We start from the raw sequence: 10201 nt of genomic DNA on the forward strand, positions 1-10201 counted from the left end.
CAGCAGCACCCATGAACAACACCACCAATCAATCCGGTGTTGCACTCACCCCCTGAAACCGCCGCACCCATCGGCGATCAAACGGCCTACTCGGCGGAAGAAGGGGGGGAGGGGAAGTCCAACTTCTGGCTGCCCGTGAACATGGCGGTGGCCCGGTACGTCATCACGTACCGGGCCACCGTTGTCACAACATATGTTTCCATCACACACCGGATGCAAACAGGTCAGGTCTCATGCGTTGATGCGCTCTGTCTCGTCCTGCCAGGTGGCAGCCATGGGGCGCAGCTTGTCCTCGTTGGCGCGGGCGTGGTGCGCGCAGAACAGCAGCTCACCGCCGCTGGACTGGAGGACGACCCGGACGTAGGCCTGGGCACCGCAGGCATCGCAGCGGTGGGTGGCGTTCAACTCCGGGGTCTCAAGTGTGGCGTTCACAGACATCCTCCTTCTTGCTCTGTTCACCGGGCGGACGGGGTCCGCCTGCGGCGAGTACGTACATACAACCACGTCCACCCGTGGGCTCATCCAACCCGCACCGTGTTTTCGCCCACCGCGCACCAGCCCGTGAGCACGGTCCGATTCAGTCTCAGGACTCCGCGCCTCAGGGCAGGTTGAGGTGGGTGACGCGCCGCGTCGTCGTCACGGTGCCACCGGTGGGCAGGCGCATTAGAGTAAGGGCGCCCGTCCGTTGTCCGCGACGGGCCTTCCCCCGAGCCGCAGCAGGAGAGAGCGCACCCGTGCCGCCCACCACATCCGAGTACAACGCCCGCCACCTCTCTGTCCTTGAGGGGCTCGAAGCGGTGCGCAAGCGCCCGGGCATGTACATCGGCTCCACGGATTCGCGGGGCTTGATGCACTGCCTGTGGGAGATCATCGACAACTCAGTTGACGAGGCCCTTGCCGGACATGGGCACCAGATCACGGTGATCCTCCACAAGGACGGCTGCGTGGAGGTGCACGACGACGGCCGTGGCATCCCCATTGACAAGGAGCCACGCACTGGTTTGTCCGGTGTGGAAGTGGTGTTCACCAAGCTGCACGCCGGTGGCAAATTCGGCGGTGGCTCCTACACGGCCTCGGGTGGTCTCCACGGTGTGGGTGCCTCCGTGGTCAACGCGTTGTCCTCCCGTTTGGACGTCCAGGTGGATCGTGGAGGCAAGACCTACCAGATGTCTTTCCGGCGGGGGGAGCCCGGGCAGTTCACGGACAAGGGTGCCCCTTCACCGGAGGCGCCTTTTGAGCCGTTCGTCTCCGGCTCGGAGCTGGAGGTGGTGGGCAAGGCCCGCCGCGGTGTGACCGGCACTCGGATCCGCTACTGGGCAGACCGGCAGATCTTCACCCCGGACGCCCAGTTCTCCTATGAGGACCTGGTCAACCGTGCGCGCACCACCGCTTTTCTGATCCCCGGGCTGCGGATCACCGTGCGCGACGAGCGCCGTGCCCCCGGAACCGCAGGGGAGCTGGGGCCGCACGAGGAAGTCTTCCAACACGACGGCGGCATCTCCGAGTTCGCCGAGTTCCTGGCCACGGACGACTCCGTCACGGACATCTGGCGCTTCCAGGGCGAGGCATCGTTCAGGGAAACCGTTCCTGTCCTGGATGACGGCGGGCAATCACGGTTGCAGGACGTTGAACGTGACTGTGAGGTGGACGTGGCCCTGCGGTGGGGGATCGGTTACGACACCACGGTACGCACGTTCGTGAACATCATCTCCACCCCCAAGGGCGGCACCCATCAGACAGGGTTCGAACAAGCCCTGGTCAAAGTCTTCCGCAAGCAGATCGAAGCCAATGCCCGCCGCCTGAAGGCCGGCAACGACAAGATCGACAAGGACGACGTCATGGCCGGGCTCACTGCCGTGTTGACCGTCCGGTTGGCCGAGCCCCAGTTCGAGGGCCAGACCAAGGAGATCCTGGGTACGGCGGCCGTGCGCCAGATCGTGTTCAAGGTGGTGGAGAAGGAGCTCACCAAGGCACTGACCGCCACCAAGCGTGACGCCAAGAACCAAGCCAATGCGGTGCTGGAGAAGGTGGTCGCGGAGATGAAGTCGCGGATCTCCGCGCGGCTGCACAAGGAGACGCAGCGCCGCAAAAATGCCTTGGAGACCTCCTCCATGCCCACCAAGTTGGTGGAGTGCCGTTCAACGGAGGTGGAGAAGTCTGAACTGTTCATCGTGGAGGGTGACTCCGCCCTGGGTACGGCCCGGTTGGCCCGTGACTCCGAGTACCAGGCCTTGCTGCCCATCCGCGGCAAGATCCTCAACGTCCAGAAGGCCTCCGTGACGGACATGTTGGCCAATGCCGAGTGCGCGGCCCTGATTCAGGTGATCGGCGCCGGTTCGGGGCGTACTTTCGACGTCGACGCCAGCCGCTACGGCAAGATCATCATGATGACGGACGCCGACGTGGACGGCGCCCACATCCGTACCCTGCTGCTGACCTTGTTCTACCGCTACATGCGTCCGCTGGTGGAGGCCGGCAAGGTCTATGCGGCCGTGCCCCCGCTGCACCGCGTGGAAATCGTGAACCGAGGGTCCAAGGCCAATGAGATGGTCTACACCTACTCCGAGCGTGAGCTGCATTCCCTGTTGACCAAACTCGAGTCGGAAGGGCGTTCATACAAGGAGCCCATCCAGCGGTACAAGGGTCTGGGTGAGATGGATGCTGATCAGTTGGCTGAAACCACCATGGACATCCGCCACCGCATGCTGCGCCGGGTGACAGTTGAGGGGGCGGAAGCCGCCGAACGGGCCTTCTCCTTGCTCATGGGTTCGGAGGTTGCACCGCGTAAGGACTTCATCATCGCGGGTGCCGCGCAGCTGGATGCGGAGCGGATCGACGCCTGATCCGTCACTACGGTTAACAGAAGGTGAACCTTTGGGAAATCGTTGGTTTCTGTGTGGTTGGGTTGGGAATCGGTGGCAACTCATGGTGAAATTGACGGATGTCATCCTAGATTTGTGGTGTTCCACAAGGCATCACAACACAAACGCAACTGATCGCTCCGCGCGGAGCGCAACGTGAACAGTGCGGAGTTGCTGGTGGCCTGACGTCACTTTCGAAAGGGCTGCCCACACCATGTGGCTCCAGGACTATGACCCTCTAGGTTCATCCGTTCTCTCCGCGCTGGTTGCTGCGATCCCCATCATCGTCTTTCTGGTTGCCTTGACCGTGTTCAAGTTGACCGGTCTGAAGGCATCATTGATTGCCTTGGTTCTGGCGGTTGGTCTGGGTGCATTCGTTTTTGGCCTGCCTGCACCAGCCACGGCCTCCGCGGTCGTTTACGGTTTCCTGGGCGGTTTGTGGCCCATCGGCTGGATCGTGCTCATGGCGGTCTGGTTGTACCGAATCGCGGTGCGCGCCGGGTACTTTGACGTCATTCGATCCTCGATCTCCGCGATCTCTGAGGACCAGCGGCTGCAGGTGCTGTTGATCGCCTTCTGCTTCGGTGGATTCCTGGAAGGCGCTGCAGGTTTCGGCATTCCCATTGCCATTTGTGGTGCGCTGCTGGTCAACCTGGGCTTCCGACCCCTGCGAGCGGCCGGAATCGCCTTGGTGGCCAACGCGGCTTTCGGAGGCTACGGCGCCATCGGTATCCCCGTGATCGTGGGTGCCACGCAGGGTGATGTTCCGCTGACCGAACTGTCCCGCATGATGGTGCTGGTCATCCAGGGCATCATGGTCTTCATCCCGGTGTTGCTGGTGGTCATCCTGGACGGGCGTCGGGGCCTGCGGGAAACTGGTGGCATTGCGCTGGCCATTGGATTCTTGGTCTCCGGGCTGCAGTCCGTGTTCCTGTGGGTGGCTGGTCCTGAGCTGGTTGACATCATCCCGCCTCTGGTGGGCATGGCCGCCATGGCGTTCCTGTTGCAGTTCTGGACCCCGCGCACCATCTACCGTGAAGCCCAGGCGCCGACGTTGGAGGAGCTGCGGGCGAATCACCAACTCACCACGTTGGGCCAAGTGGTGCGGGCATGGTCCCCGTTCTACATCCTCTCCGGCTTCATCCTGCTGTGGTCCGTACCTGCTGTGGGTGAGGTGTTGGCGCGTGCCACCGTGCCGTTGTCCATGCCCTTCCTCCACCAGGAGATCGCGCGTACGGCACCGATCGTGGCGGAGACCACCGCCGTGGACGTCGTATGGAGTTGGGGGATTCTGGCGGCCTCCGGAACCGCGATTCTGTTCGCGGCCCTGTTCACCGTGTTGATCACCCCGAGCATCACGTGGCGGCAAACAGGGGAGGAGCTGGTGGGCGCGCTCAAGCAGCTGTGGGCTCCCATCCTGATGATCTGCATGGTCATGGCCGTGGCCAACGTGATGAACTTTTCGGGCATGTCCTCCTCCATGGCCTTGGCTCTCTCCGCCGCTGGGGGCGCCTTCCCGCTGCTGTCTCCGATCATCGGGTGGATCGGGGTGTTCGTGACCGGTTCGGTGGTCAACAACAACACGTTGTTTGCCTCCCTGCAGGCTGTCACCGCCGGTCAGATCGGCACCAGCCAAACGCTCCTGGTGGCCTCCAACACCGCCGGTGGTGTGATGGCCAAGGTGATCTCACCGCAGTCGATCGCCATTGCCACCGCAGCCGTGGGGGAGCGCGGCAAGGAAGCCGACCTCACGCGACAGGTGCTGCTCTACAGCCTGGGTTTGCTGGCCGTGTTGTGTGTCTGGGTGTTTGTGCTCTCCTTGGTTCTCTGAGCGGCAGTCGCCGATCAGTGAGGCCAGAATTCGGAGCAACTGGATAGGATGACAGGGTGAACGTGACCGCGGTCACGGCCACCCTGTTCCGTGTGCCGGACACCCACCTGCGTGTGCGGCATGAACGCCCAACCCAGGAGTCCCACATGGTCGATGTTGCCCATTCCATCCAGCAAGATCCGGTTGGTTCCACCCAGTCAGTGACCGTCACGGTCACGGGCGCTGCAGGTCAGATCGGTTATGCCACGGTGTTCCGTGCTGCTGCCGGTGCGTTGTTGGGATCGGGTACGCCGGTTCGATTGCGGTTGCTGGAGATTCCGGAAGCTGCACGCGCCGCGGAGGGTGTGGCCATGGAGTTGCAGGACGCGGCCATGCCACTGTTGGAGTCAGTGGACGTGTTCGATGACCCGACTGCCGCCTTCGACGGTTCGGAAGTTGGTCTGCTGATCGGTGCCAGGCCACGCTCCAAGGGAATGGAACGGGCCGATCTGCTGGCGGCCAACGCCGGGATTTTCTCCGTCCAGGGCCAAGCGATCAACAACGGTGCAGCTGAGAACTTCCGTGCCGTGGTGGTGGGAAATCCGGCCAACACCAACGCATTGATCGCAGCCTCCCACGCACCGGATGTTCCAGCGGAGCGCTTCACGGCGCTCACCCGCCTGGATCATCACCGTGCTCAGGCGCAGTTGGCGTTGGCCTGTGAGGTGACCGTCAACGACGTCGACGGCGTGGCCATCTGGGGCAACCACTCCGCCTCCCAGTTCGTGGATCTCTCCCGCGCCACCGTCAAGGGCAACCCGGCAGAAGAAGTGCTGGCCGAACGCGGGCTGGACCGGAAGTGGATTGACGAGTTCTTCATCCCCAAGGTGGCCAACCGCGGCGCGGAGATCATTGAGGTTCGCGGCGGATCCTCCGTTGCCTCGGCAGCCCATGCCACGCTGCGCCACATCCGTACGTGGTTGCGTGGCACGGAGGAGGGGCGGTGGACGTCCATGGCCGTGCCGTCCACCGGTGTTCACGGTGTGCCGCAGGGTGTGGTGAGTTCCTTCCCGGTGTTCTGCCAGGACGGTGACCATCGCATTGTGGAGCCGTGGGAGATCGACGACTTTGCCCGCGAGCGCATTGACCGTTCCCTGGCCGAGTTGGTGGAGGAGCGCCAGGCGGTGGAACAGCTGGGCCTGTTGGGCCCCCGCGCCTGAGCCACCTTTGTGGCGCCCACTGCTTGTGGAGCGCCGAGTGCCCGAGTTTGGTGGTGTCCAAGTGCGGCAGATGACCAAACTCGGAGACTCGGCAGCTGGGACGAGGTCTGGGCCAGGGGGTGGGTCAGGGGAGGGGGAGGTGCCTGACGTTGTCGTCGTGGAGCTGGCCGCCCATGGGGAAGGTGGTGGTGCCCATCACCTGGAAGCCGCAACGCTCATAGAAGGCATTGGCTCGCGGGTTCAGCTGATTGACCGTGAGCCACACACCGGATGCGTTCCCCGCACGGGCCACGTCGACGGTGGCCGTCATGAGCTCACGCGCGGCACCGGTGCCTCGGGCCTCAGCCACCACGTAGAACTTGGACAGGAACCACACGCTGTCCTGTTCTGCCAGCTCGGGGCGCTGCCGGCGGCCCGTTGCTGTCACGGGGCGGTTGGCCACCAGGACCACATAACCGATGGCCGTACCGTCCTCCTCCAGGATCACCACATGGGTGTCCGGATCCGCCAACCATTGCTCAAACCGGGCTGGTGAGAGTTCCGTCTCCACATGGGCCATGGCGGTGGAGTGATCCACACCCGGAGGGCAGGCATCGTGAAAAGTCACCACGGCGAGGTCATGGAGCAGGGCGCCGTCACCGGCCAGGCCAGTTCGCACCCGACGGGTCATTGACTGTCCTCGGACGCCGACTCCAAGTCCGACTCTGACTCCGATGCAGATGCAGATGCAGATGAAGATGCAGACGCCACGTCAGCATCGGACGTCGTCGTGGGTGTGCTCCATGCCGGACCAATGGCATCCATGACCTGCTCCAAGGCAACGCCTGATCCGTCACGGCGACCGAACTCGGTGGGCAGCGACCGTGCCACTCCGGCGGAAGACACCGCCTTGGCCGGGCCGTGACCTGCCCAGGCCAAGGTCAGCGAGGTCTCTCCGCGCAGGAACCGTTGGCAGCGCACACCACCGGTGGCCCGGCCCTTGGCGGGGTAATCGGAGAGTGGTGTGATTTTCACGGAGTGCTCGGTCATGCCGGGCAGAACTTCATCAGCCTTGGCCACCGTCACCACCACGGAGTCCGGGGCTGAGGCTGCAGCGGGGCCGAAGAAGATCACGTGATCATCGGCAGCCAACTTGATTCCCGCCACGCCACCGGCGGTGCGGCCTTGTGGTCGCACCGATGATGCCGGGAAGTGGAGAAGCTTGGCCTGGGCTGTCACAAACACCAAATCGCAGTCCTCGGGTGCCACGTCCACGCCCACCACCTCATCACGGGTGCGGCCTTGACCCTTCAGCGCGATGACCTCCCAGTCATCCCGGTTCAGCGGGTGTTCGGGGTTCAGTCGCTTGACCACACCCTGCTTGGTGCCCAGGGCCAACACAGCATTCAGCGGCGCCAGGGCCACCAAGGATTCACCCTTGTTCAGGCTCAAGAAGTCCTTGGCGGCAACGCCATCGGCCAGCTTGGGGACGCCGTCGTAATCGGGCAGTGCGGGGACATCCAGGACCGGGATGCGGATCATCCGCCCGGCAGAGGTCACGGCACCGATCTCGCCGCGGGCCGTGGTGGCCACCTGAGAACGCAGGGCGTCGTGTTTGATCCGCCGCCCGGGGTCGGCCAGAGGGGTACGGTCTGCGGTGCGCGCCAACTGTCCGGAGGTGGAGAGGAACACCCAGCACGGGTCGTCGGAGATCTCCAGGGTGGGGCCGGTCTTCGCCTTGGCCGCCGTTGCCGTCACCTCCGGCAGGTCCTCGGACTTCGAGAGCTTGGTGCGGCGGTCATCGCCGTGCTTGTCCGCAACGTCCGCAAGTTCCCCGGACACCACCTCACGCAGCCGAGCATCCGAGCCAAGAATGGCCTGAAGCTCGGCGATTTCGCGCTGGAGGTCATCCCGCTCGGCCTCGAGTTCAATCCGGGAGAACTTGGTCAGCTGCCGCAGCCGCAGTTCCAGAATGTGATCGGCCTGGGCCTGGGAGAGATCAAAGATCTGCATGAGCCGCTCGCGTGCCTCAGCGGTCTCATCAGAGGAGCGGATGATCTGGATGACCTCGTCAATGTCCAGAATCGCAATGAGCAACCCCTCCACCAGGTGGAGACGGTCCTGACGCTTGCCCAACCGGTACTCAGTACGACGACGCACCACCGTCAACCGGTGATCCACGTAGACCCGCAGCAGATCCAATAGGCCCATGGTCCGGGGTTGACCATCCACCAGGGCCACGTTGTTGATGCCGAAGGACTCTTCCAACGGCGTGTGCTTGTAGAGCTGGGCCAACACGGCCTGCGGGTTGAACCCGTTCTTGAGCTCGATCACCAACCGCAAGCCGTTGGCGCGGTCGGTGAGGTCCACGACGTCGGAGATGCCGGCCAACTTCTTGGACTGCACCGCGGACTTGATCTTCTCGATCACTTTCTCCGGGCCCACCATGTACGGCAGTTCCGTGACCACAATGCCTTGCTTGCGCGCGGTGACCTGCTCGATGGACACCGTGGCGCGGGTCTTGAAGGACCCCCGACCGGTGGCGTAGGCATCCTTGATCCCGTCCAGTCCCACGATCCGTCCGCCGGAGGGCAGATCCGGTCCCGGGATGAACTTCATGACCTCGGTCAGGGTGGCCTCTGGGTTGTCCACCAGGTGACGGGCACCGGCCACCACTTCCCGCAGGTTGTGGGGTGCCATGTTGGTGGCCATGCCCACGGCAATGCCGGAGGCACCGTTGACCAACAGGTTGGGGAAGACCGATGGCAGCACCGCAGGCTGGGTGAACTGGTTGTCGTAGTTCGGGATGAAGTCCACGACGTCTTCACCCAGGTCAGTCGTCAACGCAAGGGCAGCGGGGGCCAGCCGGGCCTCGGTGTACCGTGAGGCGGCAGGGCCGTCGTCCAGGGAACCGAAGTTGCCGTGCCCGTCCACCAGCGGCACCCGCATGGCAAAGGGCTGGGCCAGGCGCACCATGGCGTCATAGATCGCAGAATCGCTGTGGGGGTGCAGCTTGCCCATGACCTCACCCACCACACGCGCGGACTTCACGTGTCCACGGTCCGGGCGCAGACCCATGTCATCCATCATGTAGAGAATGCGGCGCTGGACGGGCTTGAGACCGTCCCGGGCATCCGGCAGGGCCCGGGAATAGATCACGGAATAGGAGTACTCCAGGAAACTGGACTCCATCTCGCTGGTGACATCAATGTCAACAACGTTCTCCTGGAAATCCGCGGGCAGTTCTTCGCGGACCGAACGTGATCCTGACCTGCGTCGGGCCATGGGTGGGGATGCTCCTTTGTTGCCTCCTGGCAGGCGTTGACCGCACGGTCACCAGGGATTCTCGATACGCTGAAGTCTATGGTCTCCGAGTCTGCGAATCAGGGTGGCGACACCCACGCCACAGCCCCTGACACTGCTGCCATCGCCATCCAACAGGGCTATCCCGCCCACTGGGAAGCTGACGTCGTCCTGCGCGACGGCGCCACCGCCCACCTTCGTCCGGTGACCCCGGATGACCAGGATGCCCTGCTGGAGATGTTTCACGGGCAGTCGGAGAACACCATCTATCTGCGGTTCTTCTCCCACAAGACCACGCTGACCAAACGCGAGCTGGAACGCTACACCACGGTGGACCACAAGGATCGTGTGGCCTTTGTGATCATGCTGGGCGGGTCCATGATCGGCATCGGTCGCTACGACCGCACGGAGAAACCCCGTGATGCCGAGGTCGCCTTCCTGATCTCCGATGCCCACCAGGGCCGCGGGATCGGCTCCATCCTGCTGGAACACCTCAGTGCGGCAGCCCTGGAGAACGACATCGACCACTTCTCCGCAGAGGTCCTGCCCGAGAACCGCGCCATGCTGCGGGTGTTCGTGGAGGCGGGTTACGACGTCGCCCGGCATTTCGACGACGGCGTGGTGGCCCTGGAGTTCTCCATCGACCCCACGGAGAAACAACGCTCCGTGATGATGGCCCGCGAACACCGCGCCGAAGCCCGCTCCACGGCACGAATCCTGACTCCCGGCTCCATCGCGGTGATCGGAGCCTCCGCCGATCCCACCAACGGCGGCCACGTGGTGGTGCGCAACATCGTGGACTCCGGTTTCACCGGTGCGCTCTACGGCATCAATCCCACGCCCTTTGAACAAGAGGGGATGATTCACAAGGCCTCCGTGGAGGACATCGGCCAACCTGTGGACCTTGCTGTGGTGGCCGTGCCCTACGACTCCGTGTTGGACGTGGTGGACCAGTGCGGCCGAGCCGGCGCCCATGCCGTGGTGATCGTGACCGGCGGCTGGGCGGAGGCCGGTGCAGAGGGCGCTCG

Annotated in this window: 7 protein-coding genes; 4 read left to right on the forward strand and 3 right to left on the reverse strand. The window is 63.9% G+C overall.

Translation table 11 applies throughout. The features are described 5' to 3' along the window. Positions 1–231: 231 nt before the first annotated feature. A complete protein-coding gene (locus L979_RS04395; protein WP_047689727.1) occupies positions 232–438 on the reverse strand; it encodes a hypothetical protein in 207 nt (68 codons plus the stop codon). Between the two features lie 296 nt (positions 439–734). On the opposite strand from L979_RS04395, the gene L979_RS04400 reads away from it, so the two are divergent. The 3 genes from L979_RS04400 to L979_RS04410 all read left to right on the forward strand — a co-directional run bounded on the left by L979_RS04400 (position 735) and on the right by L979_RS04410 (position 5891). Then, positions 735–2843 carry a type IIA DNA topoisomerase subunit B gene (locus tag L979_RS04400; RefSeq protein WP_047689728.1) on the forward strand — a complete coding sequence of 703 codons (2109 nt, stop codon included), beginning with the start codon at positions 735–737 and terminating at the stop codon, positions 2841–2843. 232 nt (positions 2844–3075) lie between these two features. Continuing rightward, positions 3076–4692: an L-lactate permease gene (locus tag L979_RS04405; RefSeq protein ID WP_047689731.1), complete on the forward strand. Its 1617-nt coding sequence runs from the start codon at positions 3076–3078 to the stop codon at positions 4690–4692. A gap of 146 nt (positions 4693–4838) precedes the next feature. Next, on the forward strand, positions 4839–5891 hold the full coding sequence (locus L979_RS04410) for a malate dehydrogenase (protein WP_052209482.1): 1053 nt from the start codon (positions 4839–4841) through the stop codon (positions 5889–5891). Between the two features lie 124 nt (positions 5892–6015). On the opposite strand, the gene L979_RS04415 is transcribed toward L979_RS04410, so the two are convergent. Both L979_RS04415 and L979_RS04420 read right to left on the reverse strand, forming a co-directional pair. Continuing rightward, the gene (locus L979_RS04415) at positions 6016–6561 is read right to left on the reverse strand and encodes a GNAT family N-acetyltransferase (RefSeq protein WP_047689733.1); all 546 of its coding nucleotides are present in this window, start codon (positions 6559–6561) and stop codon (positions 6016–6018) included. Next, a complete protein-coding gene (locus L979_RS04420; protein WP_047689735.1) occupies positions 6558–9155 on the reverse strand; it encodes a DNA topoisomerase (ATP-hydrolyzing) subunit A in 2598 nt (865 codons plus the stop codon). Before L979_RS04420 ends, L979_RS04415 begins: the two co-directional genes overlap by 4 nt. A 78-nt stretch (positions 9156–9233) precedes the next feature. On the opposite strand from L979_RS04420, the gene L979_RS14415 reads away from it, so the two are divergent. Further along, positions 9234–10201, forward strand: a 968-nt coding sequence (locus L979_RS14415) for a GNAT family N-acetyltransferase (RefSeq protein ID WP_156125388.1), incomplete at its 3' end; no start/stop codon positions are given.

Origin of the sequence: Kocuria sp. ZOR0020 (genome assembly GCF_000800955.1) — a bacterium.
Taxonomy (GTDB): domain Bacteria; phylum Actinomycetota; class Actinomycetes; order Actinomycetales; family Micrococcaceae; genus Kocuria; species Kocuria subflava.

What these genes read in the sequence shown, in the direction of transcription:
- L979_RS04395 (WP_047689727.1), bottom strand. Translation starts at nt 438, where the DNA reads ATGTCTGTGAACGCCACACTTGAGACCCCGGAGTTGAACGCCACCCAC.
- L979_RS04405 (WP_047689731.1), top strand. Translation starts at nt 3,076, where the DNA reads ATGTGGCTCCAGGACTATGACCCTCTAGGTTCATCCGTTCTCTCCGCG.
- L979_RS04410 (WP_052209482.1), top strand. Translation starts at nt 4,839, where the DNA reads ATGGTCGATGTTGCCCATTCCATCCAGCAAGATCCGGTTGGTTCCACC.
- L979_RS04415 (WP_047689733.1), bottom strand. Translation starts at nt 6,561, where the DNA reads ATGACCCGTCGGGTGCGAACTGGCCTGGCCGGTGACGGCGCCCTGCTC.
- L979_RS04420 (WP_047689735.1), bottom strand. Translation starts at nt 9,155, where the DNA reads ATGGCCCGACGCAGGTCAGGATCACGTTCGGTCCGCGAAGAACTGCCC.